A 21,740-nucleotide genomic window follows, 5' to 3' on the forward strand; every position below is an offset into this window, starting at 1 on the left:
TTAGATATTATCTTCAATAAGTTACCCACAAGTTATCCACACTCTTGGTATCATTTGAAGCAGATTTTTAGTAAAATGATGCACATTTTATGTAAATGACTCTCAACGCATTTATCGATCATGAAGATAACTATGCAGTACAGTCATGACACATGCCCTAATTTTTAATCTAGGAAAGGTTTATGCAAAAGATATTTCGGGTGATGATCATCATTGCGATGCTAATTACCGCTTATCTGCTGATTTTGGCATGGCGAGATGATTATGCCGATGCACCAGCTGTAGAAGCGGTGCCAGAAACTACAAGTTCAGTAGGTGCTGACATTCCTTCTACCACTGGTGCCGCAGGTGATATTCCGGTTCAGACCCTACCTGTGGATAACGCAGCTGTGACAGCGACCCCTGCAAAGGACACAGGATTAATCACGGTAACGACCGATCGCTATGATATTAAAATCAATCCAGAAGGCGGTGATATTGTCTATGCTGCGCTCAAGCAGTATGACGCGACGCTCGATAGCGATAAGCCTTTCGTATTGCTAGAAAACAACAGCAACCGTGTATACGTGGCTCAGTCTGGCTTGATTGGTCAAAATGGTATTGATACGGCAGAAGGTCGTGCGATTTATAGCCACACCGCCAACAATTATGTGATGGAAGCAGGACAACAAACACTGTCAGTACCGCTTACTTACAAGAAAGATGGCGTGACAATCACCAAGACATTTACCTTTACTGAAAATAAATATCCGATCGATATTAGCTACAAAATTCAAAACGCCTCCACCAATGCGTGGCAAGGTCAGATGTTTGCGCAGCTAAAACGTGACGATAGTAAAGATCCTGGTATGTCTGATAAAGGCGCGCTGAGCATGGCGACTTATCTTGGTGGTGCTTGGGGTACGCCAGATGATCCATACAATAAACTGAAGTTTAAAGACTTCAGCGATGGCGAGCTAACGACGACCAGTGATAAAGGCTGGGTTGGCATCGTACAGCATTATTTTGTCTCTGCATGGACGCCTGAAAACTTCACGGGTAAATTCTTTACCCGCGAGACTGGTAACGACTACTTTATTGGTTTTAACAGTCAGCCAGTCAATGTCGCACCAAACAAGCAAGTGACATTGGACGCCACACTGTACGCAGGTCCAAAAGTACAGTCTGAGCTAAAAGATGTAGCAGTGGGTCTGAATAAGACGGTTGATTACGGCTTATTGTGGCCAATATCGAAGGTCCTATTTGCTATCTTAGAAGGTGTGCATAAAGTTGTGGGTAACTGGGGTTGGTCAATCATTATCCTCACCATTTTAGTCAAAATTGCTTTGATGTGGTTCTCTAATAAGAGCTACTACTCAATGGCTAAGATGCGCGCTATTGCACCGAGACTAAAAACGCTAAAAGAAGAGCATGGCGACGATCGTATGAAAATGTCGCAAGAAATGATGGCCATCTACAAGGAAGAGAATGTCAATCCGATGGCGGGTTGTCTACCTATCTTGATGCAGATGCCAATTTTCTTAGCTTTGTATTGGGTGCTCGTAGAGAGTGTCGAGCTGCGTCATGCGCCATGGATTCTGTGGATTCGCGATCTTTCAGCCATGGATCCTTGGTTCATCTTGCCGCTATTGATGGGTGCTTCTATGTTCATCCAGCAGCAGTTAAACCCGCAGCCAGCAGATCCAATGCAAGCAAAAGTGATGAAGTTTTTGCCGATTATCTTCACCGCGTTCATGCTGTTCTTCCCAGCAGGTTTGGTACTATATTGGACAGTGAACAACTTGTTCAGTATGACTCAGCAATATATCGTGAATAAGAAAGTTGAAGAAGAGCAAAAACGCCGCACGGTAAAAGTGGTTGACTAACTGACGCTCTATTAAACGTATGATTACAAAAACCATCGCGTAAGCGGTGGTTTTTTTATAAGTGCTACAAGGTTATCCACAGCTTATCAACATTAAAGAGAAAATATCAATGATTAGGCTGCGTTTCAAAGTTTGTTTTGTCACTATGAGCACAGGCGTCTATAATGGGGTTTTTAGCTATTGAGAGTCATTGTGGATTCCTTAGAGATGGCATTAGCCACACCGAATCATTCTGAAAAATCTAATACCTCTGGACTTGCGACGATTGCTGCGATCGCAACGCCCTTAGGGCGCGGTGGTGTCGGTGTTATACGCCTATCAGGCAGCCGTGCGTATGCCATGGCCTGTGCGCTCACGGGAAAATCGGCTTTTACGCCGCGTATGGCCAGTTTTTGCCGTTTTTATCAGGCGGATGGTACGGTTATTGATGAAGGGTTGGTATTGTACTTCAAAGGGCCACACTCATTTACTGGTGAAGATGTGATTGAGCTGCAAGGGCATGGCGGCGTTATTTTACAGAACCAATTGCTCGCACGCGTGTTTGAGCTGGGCGCCAAGCAAGCGAGTGCCGGAGAGTTCTCTTATCGTGCTTTTGACAATGATAAATTGGATTTGGTGCAGGCAGAGGCAATCGCTGATGCGATTGATGCGACCAGTGCGGCGGCGGCGAGTAGTGCGATTCGCTCTTTGAGCGGTGAGTTCTCCCAAAAGATCAATCAGCTATTGGAGCAGCTCATTCACTTGCGCTTGCATGTCGAAGCGGCGATTGACTTCCCTGATGAAGAGGATGTCGATTTTTTATCTGACGGCGTGATACAAAGTAAACTTGAACAAACGCAAGATAAAATACAGCAAGTCTTAGCCACGGCAAAGCAAGGTCAGCTCTTACGTGATGGTATCCATGTGGTCCTAGCTGGTAGACCAAACGCGGGTAAATCAAGCCTGCTGAATCGTCTAGCAGGGCAAGAACGTGCTATCGTGACCGATGTCGCTGGCACCACGCGTGATACGCTGCAAGAGACGGTCGTGCTCAACGGTTTAACACTGCATCTTACTGATACAGCGGGCTTGCGTGAGACAGAAGACACGGTAGAACGTATCGGCATTGAGCGTGCCCGTACCGCCATTACCCAAGCTGATATGCTGCTGATGGTTTACGATGTGACTCGCGATGTTGAAGAAGAAAGCACACCATTACAGCTTGCTGAGCAGTTATTTGGTGAGCTGCCAGAGGCCAAACGATTACTCATCATTGCCAATAAAAGTGATCTATTAAGCGATGATAGTAGTGAAAAATCAGCTTCTATGACGCAAGCTGATATTAAAGCCAAAGGGTACGAACAAATCAATGTTTCATGTGAAACAGGTGCTGGTATAGAGAGTTTGGTCGAATTATTATGTGCAAAGGTAGGTTTTCATCCGCCAGAGAACAGCTTAATCGCTCGTACTCGTCACATAGATGCTCTCAGACGGACGGACAATTATTTAGCAGAGGCGCATGAGCAGTTAACAGTGTTTCAAGCAGGTGAGTTGGTTGCTGAAAGCTTGCGTCAAGCGCAGCAGAGCTTGGGCGAAATTACAGGTGAGTTTAGTGCTGATGATTTATTGGGCAAGATATTTGGTAGTTTTTGTATCGGCAAATAATGGCGAGATAATACTATTGGTTACCCAGTAAATCCAATTATCTTATAAACTTTGCTTTTATTTTTAATCATAAAATGAGGAGTTGCTATGCACTGCCCGTATTGTAATGCATCAGAGACAAAAGTGATTGACTCACGTCTTGCTGCAGAAGGTGCGCAAGTGCGTCGCCGCCGCTCATGCAATAGCTGCCAAGAGCGTTTCACAACGTTTGAGATGGTGGAGGTTGTGATGCCAAGGATCATTAAATCCAGCAGCAAGATTGAACCTTATGACAATGAAAAACTGCGCCGCTCTATCTTGTTGCCGCTGCAAAAGCGTCCCATCACCATCGATGAGCAAGAGGCGATGATCAGTCGCATTGAAAAGCGTGTCAGACAAATGGGGGAGCGCGAAATCAGTAGTAACGTTTTGGGAGAAATCATCATGAGTGAGTTAAAAATTCTAGATGATGTCGCTTATGTACGCTTTGCCAGCGTCTATCGTGACTTTCAAGACATCGATGCGTTTCATCAAGAAATTGCCAATATCCGTCCAAACGATAAGTAAGCGGTTAAATCCATGAAACCTCTGATCAGTGAGCTGATTGTGGGTCCTATGTCTTCGTACTGTTTAAGAAAAACACGCCGTAATTATCATTAATCATTACTAAGCCGACTGTTATGCCAACCATAAATCATTCCCAAGACGCGCAAGACCGTTACTTTATGATGCTTGCCGTTGAACAAGCCAAACAAGGTTTGTATACCACCAGACCGAATCCTGCGGTGGGCTGTGTTATTGTTCAAGCAGAAAAAATAGTTGGTCAAGGGTTTCATCCAAAAGCTGGTGAGCCTCATGCAGAAGTGTTTGCGTTAAAACAAGCAGGCGAGCAGGCAGCGGGAGCGACCGCTTATGTGACTCTAGAGCCCTGCAGTCACACAGGGCGTACACCGCCATGTGCGTTGGCGCTCGTCGCTGCAAAGGTAAAACGGGTTGTTATCGCCGGTCTAGACCCCAATCCACAGGTCGCAGGTCGAGGGGTTAAACTGCTAGAGCAGGCAGGTATCGAGGTCAGAGTAGGCGTCTTGACAGAGCAAGCAGAAATACTAAATCGCGGATTTTTAAAGGCCATGCGGACTCAGATGCCCTATGTCAGACTAAAAGTAGCGACTAGTCTGGATGGCCGCACTGCGATGGCATCCGGAGAATCAAAATGGATTACATCAACCGCGTCTCGTGAGGATGTCCAAAAGCTACGAGCACAAAGTGGTGCGATTATTACAGGCAGTGAAACGGTGATAATGGACAATCCGCAGCTAAACGTACGCTCAACTCAACTAGCGGTATCACCTGAGACGGTACCGCCTCCTCGTGTTGTGATACTGGATAGACGTCAGCGTTTAAAATATCATACACAATCTGATTATCAGCTGTGTCGGCGTACAGATATGATATATTGGCGCAAAGACAATCTGACAGCTTTGCTACAGATGTTGGTCAGAGAGCATCAGTGTTATGACGTTTTGGTAGAGGCAGGTGCTGGTGTGGCTGGTAGTTTTTTGAGCCAGCAGCTCGTCGATGAGCTAATTGTTTATCAAGCACCGTGTTTATTAGGACACCAGGCAAGACCAATGGTTGATTTTAATCCAATCTCTTTGGCGCAGCAGTTGCGCTTTGATATTCAAGACCATGAGCAGATTGGTTCTGATTTAAAATTGACGTTACGCCCTTTGTAGCTCATTTATGATTTTACCCTTTATGTTTCTTCTTAATGAATGGCATATGTGGATAAGCAAATAGTTGGTTTGAGTGTTTCACATGGAACTGTGCATAACTTTGTTTCACATGAAACATGAAAAGCTGATTATTTTTGTGTCTTTATGACAAATTATATATTAATCAATAACTTATGTTTTTTAAATCTTGCGTTGCGAGCGCTAAACTAAATTTAGCATCATTGTGGATAACTCTATAATTAATAAAGACTTTAAGAATATTCTATTGACTTATACTTACTTATCCACAATCTATCCTATGACCGCCTGCATTTCCCGTGTGTTTCACTGCGAAGTGTACTCAGAAAGACAGTACTAAGAAATTTGGTTAAGTGTTTGATAAATAAAGTGATGTGTTTATAGCAGCATTATAATAACGAGATGAGGATGATATGTTTACTGGAATTATAGAAAGCGTTGGAACCGTAAAATCGATGCAACCAACGGGCGGTGATATACGCTTAACAATAGAGTCTAACGACCTGGATTTTAGCGACGTAAAGCTCGGTGATTCTATTGCATCGAACGGTATCTGTTTGACTGTTGTAGAGCTAGGCAATAACTATTACTCTGTTGATGTTTCACGTGAAACTATTGCTCGAACAGCGCTAGAAGCATTAAAAGCAGGTCATACGGTCAATTTAGAAAAAGCGATGCTACCAACGACTCGTTTTGGTGGCCATATTGTTGCCGGTCACGTGGATGGGGTAGGCGTCGTCAGTAAACTACAGCAAGACGCACGTTCTATTTATATTGAGATTGAGATACCACAAGAGTTGGCGCACTATACAGCGACCAAAGGTTCTATCACGGTAGATGGGATTAGTTTGACTACCAATCTGGTGCGTGACAATATCGTTTCTTTAAATATTATCCCGCATACCGCTCAAGTGACCAATATCGCTAAGCATTGGTTGGTGGGTAACAAAGTCAATATCGAAGTGGATATCGTTGCACGCTATTTGGAGCGTTTGCTAAATAAATCACAATCTGGTGGTATAAATACTGCAAATCCTCAAAGCCAAATTACAGAAGCTTTTTTAGCAGATAATGGCTTTATGAAATAACGTTTGAGGCTGTACTTACCTGTTTAGATATTCACCCTGTCCATATTACGAAATCAAAGTATAGTCAATCCACTATAAAAGCGTTACAGCGTTAACCTCGCTTGAAGTATGACATATACATCTGCACTCGGTTGCCTTGTACCGCTCTTAAATTGGATCAACTATAATGTTGAGAGGGTGATTTTTTTATTAACGTTTAGGGTATAAAGCTTTGTAGAACGGTTTCTAGATCCTTTTTACGGATAGGCTTGGATAAAAACTCATCCATTCCCACTTGCATGCACGCCTTGCGATCCTCTTCTGTATTATTTGCCGTTAGCGCGATGATAGGAATGTCATCTCCTTGTGCTCGTATTGCCTGAGTGGCCTGCAATCCATCCATGATGGGCATCCGGCAATCCATAAGGATCAATGAAATCTCTTCACGCTGGCCTGCCAATATATCAAGGGCTTGCTGTCCATCTTCTGCAACCATACTACGATAGCCAATTTTGCTCAGCATTTTGCAGGCAATCTTTTGATTGGTCGGGCTGTCCTCGACCACAAGTATGAGAGGCAGTGCGGTTTGAGTGCTCGTCTCTTGAGTATTTTTCTCATTCACATCCTCTTGACCCTGCTGTGTTTGAGAGAGCTTTTGTCTGGCAGGCAGGGTCAAGCGCATAAGCTCAGAGAGTAATAGCGCACTGTCTAGCGGCTTGGTCAGATAACCATCACACTGATCGAGCAATACTGATGGTATGCGGCGCTCAGGCTTCATGCTAAACAGTATTTTGGGTAATGAGGTATTTGCTACTAAGCTATCTAAGGCTTGACGTCTATCTATATTGGTGGCGATGTGCTGACCACTTGGTACATATGTCTCTATTAGATCGGATGAATCGTTTAACAACGAATTTTGCGCGTCGTCTGAGCGGTCCGTGTTGAGCGCGTCCTCAACTAAAATGGTACTCGTATCATAGTACTCATAATCTAGTAGTAATAGAGGGGCTAAGCGGTGCTTTTCTTTACTCAGGCGCTCTGTTAATTGCTCTATCGTTGCTAAGTCTACAGAGGTGTAAATAGTCGCGGATATTGCTAGATGCTCACAGAGACGCTGTAGGTGCTCTGCAACCAGTGGCTGATGCACCACAGCGATAAGACAGATATGAGCTAAGTGCTGACTAGGATGATACACGGGTTGATAGTGCGGGCGTTGACAAGGCAGGTATAGGTTGAAGACACTGCCCTCATTGACTGTACTTGTCAATTCAATAAACCCACCTAATAATCGCGCGAAGCTATTAACATTTTTGAGACCCAGTCCGGTATCGAGAACATTTTGCACGATTGGATTGGGCTCTTGGTGGCGCGGCTTATTTAAGTATGACGATAACTGATGCTGCTTGGCAGAGGTGATCCCGATACCCGTGTCCTGCACACTAAAGCGCACCCAGCAATTTGTCTCAGTGGCGGTGCTATTTTGATTGATAGCGTGCAAAGTCTCTTTGCTTGTCTCTGTCATCTGATCATAGTCGACTGCTTCGATGATGAGTGCGACATGACCGAAAGGGGTGAATTTTACGGCGTTATGCAATAAATTTAGTAAGGTTTGCCGCAGGCGACCGTCATCAGTATCGATGGCGCGAGGACAATTAGGGGAAAAAAAGTAAATCAGCTCCAGTCCTTTTTGCCGTACGTTACTGACTACTAGCTCATTCACTTCTTGACCAAGCTTATAAATATCGACAGGCTCAATATTCAAACGGTTTTTTCTCACTTCAATATTGCCAATGTGCAGAGTCTCATTGAGCGCAGTAAGCATACTATGACTGGTGGTAATCAGTGTGTCTAATGTTTTATTTTGTCTGGTATTCAACGTGTTCGGATCAATTGGCTCGAGGATATCGATCATCGCTTCTAGCGGGATACGTAATTTATGACCGATGGCAAATTTGAGCTCATTGAACTCATCAAGCTTTTGCTGTAGTTGTTTGTTTTGCTGCTGCAATTGCTCGTTTTGATTGACAAGCTCATTAATATTATTTAGAAGTGCAGTGAATCCATGAATCTGTCCGTGCTCACCAAACCATGGTGTGATATGTAGCTGGTAGGCCTGTTTGTTTTCTATTCCATAGACAATGACGGTACGTGATACTCGTAAATTTTCTAGAGTCTGTAGTGCTTGCTGAGTGGTGTCATCTTTGCCCACAAAAAAGTCAGTGAGCTCATAACTTTGGTCATTTTTGGCAGCGGGCATAAATGCTTTTTCAAAGCGTTGGTTGTAAAAGCTAATCTGGCCATGGCGTACGCTCATCAGCATGGGCAGCGGTGCTTGATCAACCAAGCGCTCCAAGCGATGTTGCAAGGTTTTGATACGGCGATAGTCATTATGCAGCTGATAGCTCACTCGGCTCAGCGCATGTCCCAAAAGTAAAAACTCTCTAGTGGATCTTTTCTGTAAAAAAGGGGAGGGTGTATAAGTCTCCCTTGCATGAGTGCTCAAATTGTCGGTATAAACCAGCAATTGCTCCCAGTTGGTTCGACGATTGAGCATATAAAATAATGCAATAAAGAAAAGCAGGAAGGCGATCACAAGTGGCAGCCAGTAGCGGTACGAGGTCCAATTGACTATCAACGGCTCGTGGCGAAAAGTAATATAAATCTGATGCCCACTTTCTAGCTGAATGATTCCTGTCAGATCATTATTACTAACCTGATACGCACTTTGGTTACTGCTATTAGCGCTCGCCGCACTAAGGGTTGGCAATGTTATGGTCGAAAAATCCGTTTCGTTCGGACGAGTTTTACGATGAATATAGGTTTGCCCAGATGGCATCATCAAAATAAGATGATAACTGATATGGTCAAACGCGGGTTGTCCTAAAATCTTTTCTATTTCTACATCGATAGGGGCGGCGTGCTCAAATATGCTGTGCTCTAATGAGTGAAACGTATCGATACTGTGTTGTTCACTACGATGCTTGATCACATCAAACAAGGTAACGTAATACATCAATAGCATCGCCAGTAAGGTCAATGCATAAAAGATCAATAAGCGCTGTAAGGACTTAAACTGCTGCATGAGAACATGGCCCTATATCGACGTAATAACATACCGTGAAATCATAATGATTTTTTATAGTAACTGATTTTTCAAAGTCTTAGCATCAAAGACTCGACTTTAACGACTTGTATCCATTGTTTGTAGCAACATGATAGTGGCTGATTTATAGAGCAATGCTGACAAGGTCTTTTTATTCTATAAAAAGTTCTACAAAGAGAGCAATGAGTGTTTTTACTTTATAAAGAGAGAAGCGTCACGAGGCACACTGGGTTGAGACTACCACAATTATGGCACAACATCGTAAACTCACCTATAATGGGCAAATTAACCTTATATAATGCAGAACTATGACGATAACGACTGCCCCCTCTGATGCCGCTATACATAACAACAAACCATTTGCCAAGCGACTGAGAGTCGTGTTTGCAGGCACGCCTGAGTTTGCTGCGGTGAGCCTAGAAGCGCTTATCAATCAGCAAGACACCCTAAATATCGACATTGTCGCTGTTTATACCCAGCCGGATCGCAAAGCAGGACGCGGCCAAAAATTATCAGCCTCTGCTGTCAAAGAAGTGGCCTTGGCAAACGATATCGTGGTTGAGCAGCCAGTCACCTTTAAAAAATCCAGCACTGAAGGTATGGCCGCTAGGCAAACCCTGCGTAGCTATCAGCCAGATCTTATGATTGTCGCCGCTTACGGTTTGATTTTACCTATTGGTGTATTAAACACGCCGACCCATGGATGTTTGAATATTCATGCCTCGTTATTGCCGCGTTGGCGCGGTGCAGCGCCTATCCACCGCGCGCTATTGGCGGGCGATGAGGAGACCGGTATCACCATCATGCAGATGGATAAAGGGCTTGATACGGGTGATATGCTCTATAAAACGAGCGCCAGTATCGCATCTGATGAGACGGCAGCGAGCCTACACGACAAGATGGCAGAGCTTGGGGCGACGGCTATCGCCACCGTACTAAAAGATTTGTCACATTACCAAGCACAGGCCGTTGTCCAAGACGACAATCAGGCAAATTATGCAGAAAAGTTGGTGAAAACCGAAGGGGAGGTTGATTGGTCGCAGCCTGCCGCTACGATTGAGCGTCAAATCCGTGGTCTGACCCCGTGGCCAGGTGCTTATACTTTTCTAAATGGGCAACGCGTCAAAATACTCGCGGCACTACCCATTAATACCACACAAAAAACTGACAAGCCTGCGGGCACGGTCGTGAGTGTGGGACGCAAAGCCATCTTAGTCGCTTGTGGTCAAGAGACTGGACAACCAGATAGTCATGGCGCTCATGACGAGCAATTGAGCAACACATTAGCCATCACCCGTTTACAGTTCGCTGGCGGTAAGCCCATGACGGCGGAGCAGCTTTGTCATGGTAATCAGTTGAATGATGGTGATCAATTCACGACAGAATCTAAATAGCTTTATCCAAATAGTTTTTACGACATTTAACCCTACTGGCATAAGACGCGATCGATCAGACGTCAAGGAAACACAACTTCATGAGACAAACCAACAGCGCGTCTAGAAACAATACACCTAGAAACAATAAGCTTAAACCGTCAAGCAATCTGATTATGAACGGTAGCGTACGTGTGCGCGTGATTCGTACGCTCATTGCTATCCAAAACGGTCAGTCACTCGCAAGCGTGCTTGATCCTTTGCTGAACAGTCTACATGATGGTGATAAAGGTTTTGCGCATGCGTTATTGCTCACGACACTGCGCCAATGGTATGCGCTGGCGCGTCTGCTCGACACGCTTGCGGACAACCCAATTGACGAGGTCGAAGTCCGTACCACGATTCAAGTAGGTTTGGTGCAGTTGCTATATCTGGAAGTGGCAGATCATGCCGCGATTCACGAAACCGTTGAAGCGGCAAAAGAGATTCAGTTCGCGCATGCGACGGGTCTCATCAATGCCATCTTGCGCAAAGTGGCCAAAAACCCAAGCAAGTTTCGCAAGAAATGCAATAAAAAGCACAGCTTGCCAAACTGGCTGGCCTATCAGCTTAAGCAAGATTGGAGTGAGCAGTATGATGCGCTGACCCAAGGCTTACGCCAAGCGGCACCGATGTTTTTGCGGGTCAATAGTACAGTGACCTCGATAGCGGATTATCAACAAACACTGTATGGCGCAGAAATCGATGCAGATGTGGTGGAGCTGACCAGCGGTTTGCAATTGGCAGACTTACCAGAGTCCTCCGCAACGACGCTGTCTACCGAAGGGTTAAGATTACATCAAAGCACAGCGGTCAATGCTTTGCCGCATTTTTCTGACGGTATCGCCAGCGTACAAGACATGCATGCTCAGCTTGCGGCACCCATCATTAATCAAGTATTGATGGCAAAGCTTAGCGCTGAAAAATCAGATATGGAAACTACGAATAACGAGATACACATTCTAGATGCTTGCGCCGCCCCGGGTGGCAAGCTTGCCCATTGGTTGGAGCTGCTCAGCTCAAATGACTCTTCATCGTTGTTTCACGTGAAACAAGGCGATATAGCAGCGAAACCTTTAGCTTCTACCATTAAGCTGACCGCTATCGATAACGAAGCGCCGCGTATCGAGCGTATTTATGACAACTTGCAGCGTCTTAATCTAAAGCAGCAAGATCTGGAGCAGACCGACAAAAATATTGCCCTTAATATTGTCTGTGCTGATGCCACCAGATGGCAGCTTAGCAAAAACAAAAAGGCGGCAACCAACGAGCCGGTATTTGATGCGATATTATTGGACTCACCCTGTACCGCGACGGGCGTGATTCGCCGTCATCCTGATATCAGTATTTTGCGTAGTGAAGAAGACATTGAGCAAACAGCCTTATTGCAAGCTGACATCCTGCATAACCTATGGCCACAGCTCAAGGTTGGTGGTTATCTGCTTTATGTGACATGCTCTATCTTAAAGCAAGAAAACGTGGCGCAAATGCAAGACTTTATGAGCCATCATAATGATGCGGTAGCGATTGAGTTTACTGAGGACTGCAATTGGGGTATTGCCCAAGCGATTGGTCGTCAATGCTTACCGATTGATAGCGAGAGCGGCGATGGTTTTTATTATGCGCTGTTACAGAAGACTGCTGAATAAACCGTTTTTAACGATTGAATAATATTATTGTAGACAGGACACTCTAATGAAATATATCAGTACCCGTGGTCAGACAGCGCCAATGGATTTTAGCGACGTACTATTGATGGGGCTTGCGCCAGATGGCGGCTTGATGCTGCCTGAGCATTACCCGACCGTTGACGGCGCTGTCCTTGATGAGTGGCGTACGCTGAGCTATCCAGAGCTGGCACTTGCGATTATGCAGCGCTTTGCGACGGACATTCCTTACGCGGATCTAAAGGACATCATCGAACGCACCTATACCGCTGACGTTTTTGGCAGTGACGACATCGTGCCTGTCCGTAAGCTCGAAGATGACTTATATATTTTAGGATTGTCAAACGGCCCAACGCTGGCGTTTAAAGACGTGGCCATGCAGTTCTTGGGCAATGCCTTTGAATATGTGCTCAAGCAAAAAGGGGCGCGTATTACCATTATCGGCGCGACCAGTGGCGACACGGGTAGTGCAGCTGAGTATGCCCTGCGCGGTAAAGAAAACGTCGAAGTCTTTATGCTGTCACCACATGGCAAAATGAGCGAGTTTCAGCGCGCACAAATGTACAGCTTAAGCGATGACAATATTCATAATATCGCCATCGACGGCATGTTTGATGATTGTCAGGATATCGTCAAAGCGCTGCAACAAGATGCTGACTTTAAAGCGCAGTATGACTTGGGCACGGTCAACTCTATCAACTGGGGTCGCATCCTCGCGCAGATCGTTTATTATTTTAAAGCCTATTTTGCGGTGACTACAAGCAATGATGAAAAAGTCAGCTTTAGCGTGCCGTCAGGTAACTTTGGTAATATTTGCGCTGGTCACATCGCTCGCGAAATGGGATTGCCCGTTGAGCGCTTGATTGTTGCCACCAACGAAAACGATGTCCTCAATGACTTCTTCAATCAAGGGGCTTATCAGCCGCGTCCTACTGACAAAACGTATGTCACTTCAAGTCCATCAATGGATATCTCAAAAGCCTCAAACTTTGAACGTTTTGTTTACTTGTTGCTGGATAAAGACAGCGCACGCGTTCATGAGTTATTTGACGGTGTAAAATCAGGTCAAGGGTTTGACTTATCTGATTTGATGGAGGCGGTCAATACGCGTTATGGCTTTGCTGCTGGCAAGTCAACACACAACGATCGCCTAGCTACTATTAAAGCGTTGTATGAGCAATATGACGAGCTGGTTGATCCGCATACAGCTGACGGTATCAAGGTTGCCAAAGAATTGCAGCGTGAGGATGAGGTGATTGTCTGTGCAGAGACGGCCTTGCCTGTTAAATTTGCAGACACTATTGTTGAAGCAGTAGGACAAATCGACATCGAGCGTCCAGCACATACCGAAGGGTTAGAGAGCTTGCCGCAACATGTGACAGTACTGGACAATGATGCGGCATTGGTCGCTGAGCAAATTCGTCAGCATATTGCGCCAAACCCCGCTTAGAGGGTCAAGGGTTTTAAGTTTATTTCTGATCCAGAATAAGGTTCGTATAAAGGTTACACCATTGTAATAAAGTGTTTATGATTGTGTTATGGTATAGATAATTGTAGTATTAGAAACAGCGTCGGTGAGCCATCATGCTGCTAGACGCTTTTTTGGAATATTTCTAGCCAATTATACTGAACAGCTGCCCTATCGTTGTTATGATAAAATCACCTATAAACTACTGATAATATAAATTATTTTTATAAAATAATTTGTATATTTGGTAAAAAACGAGTGTGGTTTATTGTGACCGAAACAGTGGTACCTATTGTGGATATAACGATGAAGATGAGCTTAAAAAAGACAGCAAAAGCACTGGCAAAAGGATTATTAGTTACAACATTTAGCAGTGCCATGTTGATGACCACAGCCCACGCCAATAATCCACCACCTACCATAAAAGCAGATGCACCCAATCGCTATATTGTCAAAAAAGGCGATACGCTATGGGACATCTCAGGGCGCTATCTGGACAGTCCATGGCGCTGGAAAGAGATCTGGGCCACTAATAAGCAAATCAAAAATCCAAACCTCATTTATCCCGATGACATTCTTATTCTGTGTGTCATTCAGGGCAAGACTTTGGTAGGGGTTGATACTGGTGAGGGCTGTGCAGGTATTGAAAAGCAGCTAACAGGTAATGTGGTTGCCAGCACCGTCGCGATCACCTCGACTGCTAATAGTATCCCGCCTGTACCATGGTCTGCTATTCAGCATTGGCTGGATAAAACCCTCATTGTAAATCCAGAAGATTTCAACACTACTCCTTATATTTTGGCATCCAAAAACCGCAATCTAATCACCGCAAGCGGGGATAAAGTCTATGCCAAAGGCGTCCCGCTTATCGTGGGTCAGCGCTACGGGGTATACCGTGAGGGTGACCTATATGTGGATCCCAAAACTCAAGAGGTTATCGGCCTAGAAGTCACACAAGTCGCGACTGGCCTAGTAACATCCACAGAAACCAATGGCGTCACTAGCCTGCAGCTGACGGACAGCTACGACAAAGAAGTGCGTGAAGGCGATCGCGTGTTTGTCGAGCTAGACAACGCTATCCCACCTGTCTTTTATCCAACCCCTGCCAACGTCAGCCGTGGTGGTAAGATTGTGCGAGTGATGGATTCCATCAGCTCCGCTGCCAAAGGCAGTGTGGTGGCAATTAATTTAGGCAGTCTACAAGGTGCCAAGCCAGGTGATGTGTTGACTGTTTATCAAAAAGGCCCGCTGGTCAGGGACGTAAGAGACAATGACATGCCAGTACGCTTACCCAATGAGCCAAGCGGTACAGTGATGGTTTTCAATACCTTTGATCATATCAGCTATGCTTACGTACTGGACTCTGAGCTACCACTCAATGTGGGTGATCAGCTATTACCGCCTCCTTATTTATAAATGTATCAGGCTCTTTAGAGCGTGCCACTAGCTTGATTCTGCGAGACAGACGACCATGACGGCAGTCACTAAGCCCCTATCTGATAATCAGCGCGCCATATTGGCGCTATGGTATGAGGTGAATGCATCATTGTCTGCTTATCATAAGCTCATAACGACTTATGGTGATGCGCAGCTTGCTTGGCAGGCTACAGTAGGCGCTTGGAAGCAGTTAGGACTTCATCATACCCATCTCAAACGCCATGAACAGCCAGAGCAGACGTGTGCTAGTATCGAGAAAATCCAGCAAGCACTTACAGACGGTCGCTACGGTCTATTGTTTGCCGATCAGCCTGATTATCCTGCTCAGCTTATTCATATTTATGATCCGCCGCCCTTGTTGTTTTTTCGAGGAAATAGCGCGCGTCTGCAGCAAGCCCAAATTGCCATCGTGGGTAGTCGAAAACCCACCACACATGCACAAAAAATCACCTTTGATATGGCGCAATATCTGGCACAGGCAGGGTATGTGATCACGAGTGGTCTGGCGATAGGGGTGGATAAAAGGGCACACTTGGGGGCGTTGGCACAAACCGATTCTGATTATAAAGGCCGCACGATCGGCGTGATGGGAACAGGGATTGATGTACACTATCCCAATCACCGCGATCAATTATTTGCTCAAATTGTCGAGCAAGGCGGCTGCATTGTAAGTGAGCTACTACCGCATACACAGCCGCATAAGCATACTTTCCCGCGTCGCAATCGTTTGGTGGCGGGGCTGAGTCTGGCCACTATTGTGACCGAGGCCACGATTAAAAGTGGCTCGCTCATCACCGCTCGTTTGACCTCAGAGCAGGGCAAGCAAGTCTTTGCCATTCCAAGCCATATTGATAATAGTAATGCAGAAGGCTGCCATCATTTGATACGTGAGGGCGCGACGTTGATTTATCATCCTCAGCAAGTGCTAGAAGATGTCAATGGTCAACTCGATTATGATCGTCGATCATGTAGACAAAAGGAGGCAACGATGCGCTCTGATAAGTCTCAGTCGGACGTTCGCCATCCCTTCGCTGTGTCAAATATAGACAAACGCTCGCTTACCGCGCATAGTGAGCAAAAATCTACTAATATAAAATCTAGCCGTAGTGAGGTTATTGTACCTGAGCATTTGACCGACATTTATGAGCGTCTTGACTGGCACGGACAGGACTTAGATGCGCTGATTATCGCAACCAAACTATCCGCGCCACAGCTCATTGGTCAGCTAATGGAGCTTGAGCTGATGGGTGTCATCACTGTGCAGGGCGGACGTTACTTGCGCGTGTAGCTTAGCGTGTATAATCACTGCATAGTGATAAGTGAATAGAGACAAGTAGAATGCATGTCTAAATATCGCTATCTGAGTCAAGCCTTGTCTTGTGCTATCATTAAGTTCTATAACCTAGCATGAAACATTGAAGTTATGAGCCAATCCAGACCTTTTATCACTGATTCTGCTGCCCAAGCTGCTACATGGCTTAAAGAGGGGCAACTGCTTGCATACCCAACAGAAAGCGTTTGGGGGATTGGTTGTGACCCTTACGATCAAGCAGCGGTTCAGCGCATTTTGGAAATCAAACAGCGTCCGCAAGCCAAAGGTATGATTGTTGTCACTGATAGCGCGCAGCGCTTGACCCCTCTATTAGATGCTCTAGACAATGATCAGCGTCAGCAGATTGTTGACAGTTGGCAGTCAGACAGTAATGGTGACAGATTACAGGAACGCCAAGCACATACTTGGTTATTGCCAATTCCTCAGCAGCTTACTCATACTGTACCCACTTGGATTACAGGTCAGCATCAGACTATCGCTGTGAGAGTGATTTCACACCCTACCATTCGCCAGCTTTGCGAGCAGATAATCAGTGAGCAGAACCCATTTGGTTTACTGGTTTCTACCAGTTGCAATCCATCAGGGCAGTCTCCTGCCAGCACTTTTGATACTGCCTACGCCTATTTTGGTGAGCAGATCGGTTATTTACAGGCTGAGACTTTGGGGTATACCTTGCCCAGTCAAATCCGTGATGCAATAACTGGGTCAGTCATTCGCTAACGTGCAATAAAGTGTCCCTCATAAATCTCTCACATAATTTTCTGCAAGGCTTCATCGCTAAAACAGCCATTTACCAATTCTATGGTTAGAAATGGATAACTGCTATGGCTACAGCGCGGTAGCTTTAACAACACACATCTATTTGGCGCTAATCATCAACCTCACTTCCTTTTCTTAGCGTTGTTGCTTTACCAAAAGCCTGTAAAAGTCGTTTTGATAAAACCTGTCAAAAAGTAGACGATAGTGTAATAGTCTGGTTTTTTTGAGACGATAGGTAATGCGAATAATAACTAAAGCATAAAGGGAGCAGAGTATGAAGATGTTAATCAGTGGTGGCTCAGGATTTTTGGGTAGTGCGCTGAGTGATGAGATGATCAAGCGTTATTATCAAACAGGACAAGATCTTGCCATCACATGGCTGACGCGAGACAGCACTCAAGCACATCCTGATGGCATTAATATGATGACTTATGACGAGCTTGATACGACTGATAAGAGTTTTGATGTCATATTGAATCTAGCTGGTGCTGGCATTGCAGACTCGCGCTGGAGCGATGAGCGCAAAGAGCAACTGCTTGCCAGTCGTATCAAACCTACTGAGTCGATACTGCGCTTTATCGAACGCACTCACACCAAGCCCAAACTGCTGGTAAGCGGCTCAGCAATCGGCTGGTATGGTACGCAAGGCGACACGCCACTGACTGAAAGCAGTGGTTTTGAGACTGACTTTGCTCACAAGCTTTGTCAAGAATGGGAGCAATTGGCACTTAATGCGACCAAGTATGAGGTCCCTGTGGTGATTGTGCGTACAGGTGTGGTCATCCATCCTGAAGGGGGTATGGTGGCAAAATTACTATTGCCATTCAAGTGCGGCGTTGGTGGGCAGCTGGGTGATGGACAACAAATTATGAGCTGGATCAGTCGCGAGGACTGGGTAGGTGCGGCGATTTTTATTATTGAGCAGCATCTTGTCACGCAGTCTGATGGCAAGCAAAAGGTTTCACATGGAGATAATGCACTAAAAACAGCGAGTGATACACCTGCTACTGTCTATAATCTGACAGCTCCCAACCCTGTCACCAATCACACCTTTACCAAAACGCTTGGCTCATGGTTGCACCGTCCGACCTTTTTTACCTTACCAGAGTTTTTGCTCAAGCTTATGTTTGGTGAGATGTCAACGCTGCTAATCGATGGTCAAAAGGTGCTGCCACAAGCGCTTCTTGATGCAGGTTACACGTTTAAGCATGCGACACTCAGACAAGCATTAGAGAAGCAGAAGTAACTATGTCTTGACTGTTTCATGTGAAACATTAAAAGTGGTTTCTATACTGAATATCCTCTGCTTTTGACTTCACATGCTTCAAAACAATCGCGCTCAAGGACAATCCATGCGTTACGCATTTTTCATCATCATTTTTTTGCTCTTGCAGCTGTTTAGTGCGGGTGCTGCCCTAAGCTTACAGTGGTGGTTACAGCCTTGGGCAACGCCGACATTAGAGATCGTCCTATGGCTTAGTGTGTTCGCCATCACCAATATCTTGCTGATATTGAGCATCAAAAGAGCATTTGCCAATAGCTATCGCTGGGTTAGCGGTTGGTTGTTGGTTATGCATTTTATGCTGCTCGCGGCATTGATAATAGGTATGCTATATGGCTACTATGTTTTTAGGGCATCATTGTTAGAGGTACTCACGGACGGTGTCTCGAATATATCTACTGATGTTGGCTTAGAGCTTCGAGGATTCGCACTGGTTATATTTATAAGCTTATTTATTTATGCACTGCATAGTGCTTATGTGCCAGTCGTACGTCAGCTATCTATTAGTATTGACAAACCTTTGGCCAAGCCACTGCGCATTGCAGTCGCAAGTGACCTGCACATAGGACGGCTATTTGGCGTGGCTGCCATAGATAGATTACGCCATCTGGTAATCAAAGCTGACGCTGATATGCTACTGATGCCAGGCGATATCATGGATGACAATACAGATGCGTTTAATAACTATAATATGGCAAAAAACTTAGCTGAGCTATGCAACAGCCTGCCATACGGCGTCTATGCAACATTGGGCAATCATGATTTGTATGGTCATGAGCGACCCATCGGTCAAGCGTTAGCGGACGCAGGCGTACATTTATTAAATGATGACGTATTTTGTGTAGAGCATCAGGGGCAAGCAGTCTGGTTGATCGGACGCTTTGATAATCACAAACGCCAGCGTGTGGCTACAACGGATTTGCTTGCACGCGTTGATACCTCACAGCCTGTTATTTTGCTAGATCATAGGCCGAGTGATATTGCTGAGCACAGTCAGCTGCCCATTGATTTACAGGTTTCAGGACATACTCACAACGGACAAATCTTCCCAGCCAACTTCATTGTAAAGGCCATCAATCGAATAGGGTATGGCTACGAGGCGATTGGCAAAGGACACTTTGTCGTATCCTCTGGTTATGGCTTTTGGGGTATCCCATTCAGACTAGGCTCACGTTCTGAGATTTGGTTGATTACCGTTTCTGGTCAGACCAAGGAATAAATAGTACCTATGAGTAAATAGTACCTATGAATAAGCAGAGCGGATTATCAGTTATGCCGCCAGCTGTGATTGAGTGCGAATCACATCATGGGCAAAGTGAGCGAAACCGTTGATGATCGCTTTTGTTTCCTCTCCAAGCCCTTGATGCACGCTCATAAAATGAATAAAGCCATGTGGTGCGCCCAACACAGTACGGGTTTCAACAGGGACTTTATAACTCTTTAGCTGCTTTGCATAAGCAAATGCCTCATCACGCAATACATCGAGTTCAGCGGCGACGATATAGGTCGGGCATACCTTACTATTATCACCAAGCATGGGGGAGTTTAGGATATGCAGGCGCGGTAGTGGACTGTTCTCCAAGCAAGCCGCATCAAACACGGCCACATCCGCATGATCTAATAATAGACCTTCACCGTACAGCTCCCAGCTAGGATAGTCTGTCTCAATGTCAGTGACAGGGTACAACGGCATCTGTGCCAAAGGCGTGGGTAAGCGCTGTATTAAATCGAACATGTTTTGTCCATCAACGCCCAGATCTGACCAAGCGTTTTCATTTGGGGCGGTAAGCTGCTGTGCAATCAGCGTAGACAGTCCGCCTCCTGCGCTATCGCCAGCGAGAACAATGCGTGAAGGTAGCGCACCGAATGTATGGCAATACTCAGTCAGCCAAGCATAAGCGGCAATGCAGTCCATCAATGCCGCAGGCGCAGGACATTCAGGAGCCAAACGATAATCCACACTGATAACTGGCCAGCCAGTTTGCTCACACACCGCATGACAGAACTCATGATGCGTGTCGATATCACCGATACAAAACCCGCCACCATGGAAAAACAACATGGCAGTTTTATCAGGGTTACAAGCCTGTCTTTTTCTAGAGCCGATTTTATGGGTATTTGCTTGATAGCAGCGAATGGTCATATCGCCGTCATTAGCATTGGCGATGGTTTTGTCTTCCCAATTGACACGATTCTCCCCTTTTTTGATAAAAGGTTTGATATTGCTCAAACGATGATGGCCCGCTTGATGCCAAACTCTTGGCGCTTGCATTGCCACCGCATCCGCAGTAAACCTTTCACGAAGCTCAGGCATAGGCGTGAGCTCTAGGGGCGTTTTAAGGTAATTATTAACGGCAAGAATCAAGCGCAAATGCGCATTGGCGTGCCGATATTGTTTTGAGTGAGGCCCTTTTAAATACGCGATTAAACCCTCTAGTACTGGCGTTGGCAGATAGCCAAGGCTTTTCATTGCGTAATGTAAGGTATGTGGCTGGCAGTGAGACATTGGATTGTAACTGAGCATTTTTTCTTTGACGCTCAAGCGCTTTACTCGATTATCATCCTCACTCATATCATCGGTGATCCGATTCTTTGACGCCAGATGCAGCGTCATCAATGTTTTATTCAATACAGTGTTGATTGACGATACGGTAGAATTGGACATAACTTTTCTCGTAGCATTTTTTTGAGTGCCTACTGTGACAGCAGTGTACACTTTGGTATAAGTCATAATAGTTGTAGCAATAATAAGGCATTAAGACGCAAAAGAAGGTGTTGTTTGGTAATGTCATGAGCGCTATTGACGGTTTTTTGTACGTTTTGTTAACGTATATTGAGACCAGTTGACACAGCGGAAAAATGCTGAGTATTTGTTTTAAAGAAAGATCTAACCATATTTGTCGTAAATGCGAAAAATTCCTTTACTTTAGGCTTGAAATTTATACTTACTACCTTTATCAAGCAGCTATT

15 protein-coding genes are annotated in these 21,740 nt (G+C 45.3%); 13 read left to right on the top strand and 2 right to left on the bottom strand.

Features of this window, described 5'->3' with window-relative positions; genetic code table 11:
• Positions 1-182: 182 nt before the first annotated feature.
• The 5 genes from yidC (at position 183) to L0G63_RS01625 (ending at position 6,330) form a co-directional block, all read left to right on the top strand.
• Positions 183-1,865, top strand: a complete 1,683-nt coding sequence (yidC, locus tag L0G63_RS01605; protein WP_301449090.1) for a membrane protein insertase YidC — start codon at positions 183-185, stop codon at positions 1,863-1,865.
• Positions 1,866-2,072: 207 nt separating this feature from the next.
• The gene (gene mnmE, locus L0G63_RS01610) at positions 2,073-3,509 is read left to right on the top strand and encodes a tRNA uridine-5-carboxymethylaminomethyl(34) synthesis GTPase MnmE (RefSeq protein WP_301449138.1); all 1,437 of its coding nucleotides are present in this window, start codon (positions 2,073-2,075) and stop codon (positions 3,507-3,509) included.
• A gap of 87 nt (positions 3,510-3,596) precedes the next feature.
• The gene (gene nrdR / locus L0G63_RS01615; RefSeq protein WP_301449091.1) at positions 3,597-4,055 is read left to right on the top strand and encodes a transcriptional regulator NrdR; all 459 of its coding nucleotides are present in this window, start codon (positions 3,597-3,599) and stop codon (positions 4,053-4,055) included.
• 113 nt (positions 4,056-4,168) lie between these two features.
• Complete coding sequence (ribD, locus tag L0G63_RS01620) at positions 4,169-5,224, top strand: bifunctional diaminohydroxyphosphoribosylaminopyrimidine deaminase/5-amino-6-(5-phosphoribosylamino)uracil reductase RibD (RefSeq protein WP_301449092.1); 1,056 nt, start codon at positions 4,169-4,171, stop codon at positions 5,222-5,224.
• A 431-nt stretch (positions 5,225-5,655) separates the two neighbouring features.
• Positions 5,656-6,330 (top strand): riboflavin synthase, encoded by a 675-nt coding sequence (locus tag L0G63_RS01625; RefSeq protein ID WP_301449093.1) that lies wholly within the window; start codon positions 5,656-5,658, stop codon positions 6,328-6,330.
• A 196-nt stretch (positions 6,331-6,526) separates the two neighbouring features.
• Here L0G63_RS01625 and L0G63_RS01630 read toward each other — a convergent pair whose 3' ends face one another.
• Positions 6,527-9,391: a hybrid sensor histidine kinase/response regulator gene (locus L0G63_RS01630; RefSeq protein WP_301449094.1), complete on the bottom strand. Its 2,865-nt coding sequence runs from the start codon at positions 9,389-9,391 to the stop codon at positions 6,527-6,529.
• Positions 9,392-9,720: 329 nt separating this feature from the next.
• Here L0G63_RS01630 and fmt point away from each other — a divergent pair, with 329 nt between their 5' ends.
• The 8 genes from fmt to L0G63_RS01670 all read left to right on the top strand — a co-directional run bounded on the left by fmt (position 9,721) and on the right by L0G63_RS01670 (position 19,989).
• On the top strand, positions 9,721-10,806 hold the full coding sequence (gene fmt / locus L0G63_RS01635) for a methionyl-tRNA formyltransferase (RefSeq protein ID WP_301449095.1): 1,086 nt from the start codon (positions 9,721-9,723) through the stop codon (positions 10,804-10,806).
• An 80-nt stretch (positions 10,807-10,886) separates the two neighbouring features.
• The gene (locus L0G63_RS01640) at positions 10,887-12,473 is read left to right on the top strand and encodes a transcription antitermination factor NusB (RefSeq protein WP_301449096.1); all 1,587 of its coding nucleotides are present in this window, start codon (positions 10,887-10,889) and stop codon (positions 12,471-12,473) included.
• A gap of 46 nt (positions 12,474-12,519) precedes the next feature.
• The gene (gene thrC, locus L0G63_RS01645; RefSeq protein ID WP_301449097.1) at positions 12,520-13,941 is read left to right on the top strand and encodes a threonine synthase; all 1,422 of its coding nucleotides are present in this window, start codon (positions 12,520-12,522) and stop codon (positions 13,939-13,941) included.
• A 330-nt stretch (positions 13,942-14,271) separates the two neighbouring features.
• On the top strand, positions 14,272-15,375 hold the full coding sequence (locus L0G63_RS01650) for a LysM peptidoglycan-binding domain-containing protein (protein WP_301449098.1): 1,104 nt from the start codon (positions 14,272-14,274) through the stop codon (positions 15,373-15,375).
• A 55-nt stretch (positions 15,376-15,430) separates the two neighbouring features.
• Complete coding sequence (gene dprA / locus L0G63_RS01655) at positions 15,431-16,684, top strand: DNA-processing protein DprA (protein WP_301449099.1); 1,254 nt, start codon at positions 15,431-15,433, stop codon at positions 16,682-16,684.
• 135 nt (positions 16,685-16,819) lie between these two features.
• On the top strand, positions 16,820-17,449 hold the full coding sequence (locus L0G63_RS01660; RefSeq protein ID WP_301449100.1) for an L-threonylcarbamoyladenylate synthase: 630 nt from the start codon (positions 16,820-16,822) through the stop codon (positions 17,447-17,449).
• A gap of 313 nt (positions 17,450-17,762) precedes the next feature.
• A complete protein-coding gene (locus tag L0G63_RS01665) occupies positions 17,763-18,734 on the top strand; it encodes an epimerase (RefSeq protein ID WP_301449101.1) in 972 nt (323 codons plus the stop codon).
• Between the two features lie 106 nt (positions 18,735-18,840).
• Positions 18,841-19,989, top strand: a complete 1,149-nt coding sequence (locus L0G63_RS01670) for a metallophosphoesterase (RefSeq protein ID WP_301449102.1) — start codon at positions 18,841-18,843, stop codon at positions 19,987-19,989.
• A 51-nt stretch (positions 19,990-20,040) separates the two neighbouring features.
• On the opposite strand, the gene L0G63_RS01675 is transcribed toward L0G63_RS01670, so the two are convergent.
• Positions 20,041-21,435 (bottom strand): alpha/beta hydrolase, encoded by a 1,395-nt coding sequence (locus L0G63_RS01675; RefSeq protein WP_301449103.1) that lies wholly within the window; start codon positions 21,433-21,435, stop codon positions 20,041-20,043.
• Positions 21,436-21,740: the final 305 nt, after the last annotated feature.

Origin of the sequence: Psychrobacter sp., from assembly GCF_030454045.1 — a bacterium.
In the GTDB taxonomy this organism is placed as follows: Bacteria; Pseudomonadota; Gammaproteobacteria; order Pseudomonadales; family Moraxellaceae; genus Psychrobacter.

What these genes read in the sequence shown, in the direction of transcription:
- yidC (WP_301449090.1), top strand. Translation starts at nt 183, where the DNA reads ATGCAAAAGATATTTCGGGTGATGATCATCATTGCGATGCTAATTACC.
- mnmE (WP_301449138.1), top strand. Translation starts at nt 2,073, where the DNA reads ATGGCATTAGCCACACCGAATCATTCTGAAAAATCTAATACCTCTGGA.
- nrdR (WP_301449091.1), top strand. Translation starts at nt 3,597, where the DNA reads ATGCACTGCCCGTATTGTAATGCATCAGAGACAAAAGTGATTGACTCA.
- ribD (WP_301449092.1), top strand. Translation starts at nt 4,169, where the DNA reads ATGCCAACCATAAATCATTCCCAAGACGCGCAAGACCGTTACTTTATG.
- L0G63_RS01625 (WP_301449093.1), top strand. Translation starts at nt 5,656, where the DNA reads ATGTTTACTGGAATTATAGAAAGCGTTGGAACCGTAAAATCGATGCAA.
- L0G63_RS01630 (WP_301449094.1), bottom strand. Translation starts at nt 9,391, where the DNA reads ATGCAGCAGTTTAAGTCCTTACAGCGCTTATTGATCTTTTATGCATTG.
- fmt (WP_301449095.1), top strand. Translation starts at nt 9,721, where the DNA reads ATGACGATAACGACTGCCCCCTCTGATGCCGCTATACATAACAACAAA.
- L0G63_RS01640 (WP_301449096.1), top strand. Translation starts at nt 10,887, where the DNA reads ATGAGACAAACCAACAGCGCGTCTAGAAACAATACACCTAGAAACAAT.
- thrC (WP_301449097.1), top strand. Translation starts at nt 12,520, where the DNA reads ATGAAATATATCAGTACCCGTGGTCAGACAGCGCCAATGGATTTTAGC.
- L0G63_RS01650 (WP_301449098.1), top strand. Translation starts at nt 14,272, where the DNA reads ATGAGCTTAAAAAAGACAGCAAAAGCACTGGCAAAAGGATTATTAGTT.
- dprA (WP_301449099.1), top strand. Translation starts at nt 15,431, where the DNA reads ATGACGGCAGTCACTAAGCCCCTATCTGATAATCAGCGCGCCATATTG.
- L0G63_RS01660 (WP_301449100.1), top strand. Translation starts at nt 16,820, where the DNA reads ATGAGCCAATCCAGACCTTTTATCACTGATTCTGCTGCCCAAGCTGCT.
- L0G63_RS01665 (WP_301449101.1), top strand. Translation starts at nt 17,763, where the DNA reads ATGAAGATGTTAATCAGTGGTGGCTCAGGATTTTTGGGTAGTGCGCTG.
- L0G63_RS01670 (WP_301449102.1), top strand. Translation starts at nt 18,841, where the DNA reads ATGCGTTACGCATTTTTCATCATCATTTTTTTGCTCTTGCAGCTGTTT.
- L0G63_RS01675 (WP_301449103.1), bottom strand. Translation starts at nt 21,435, where the DNA reads ATGTCCAATTCTACCGTATCGTCAATCAACACTGTATTGAATAAAACA.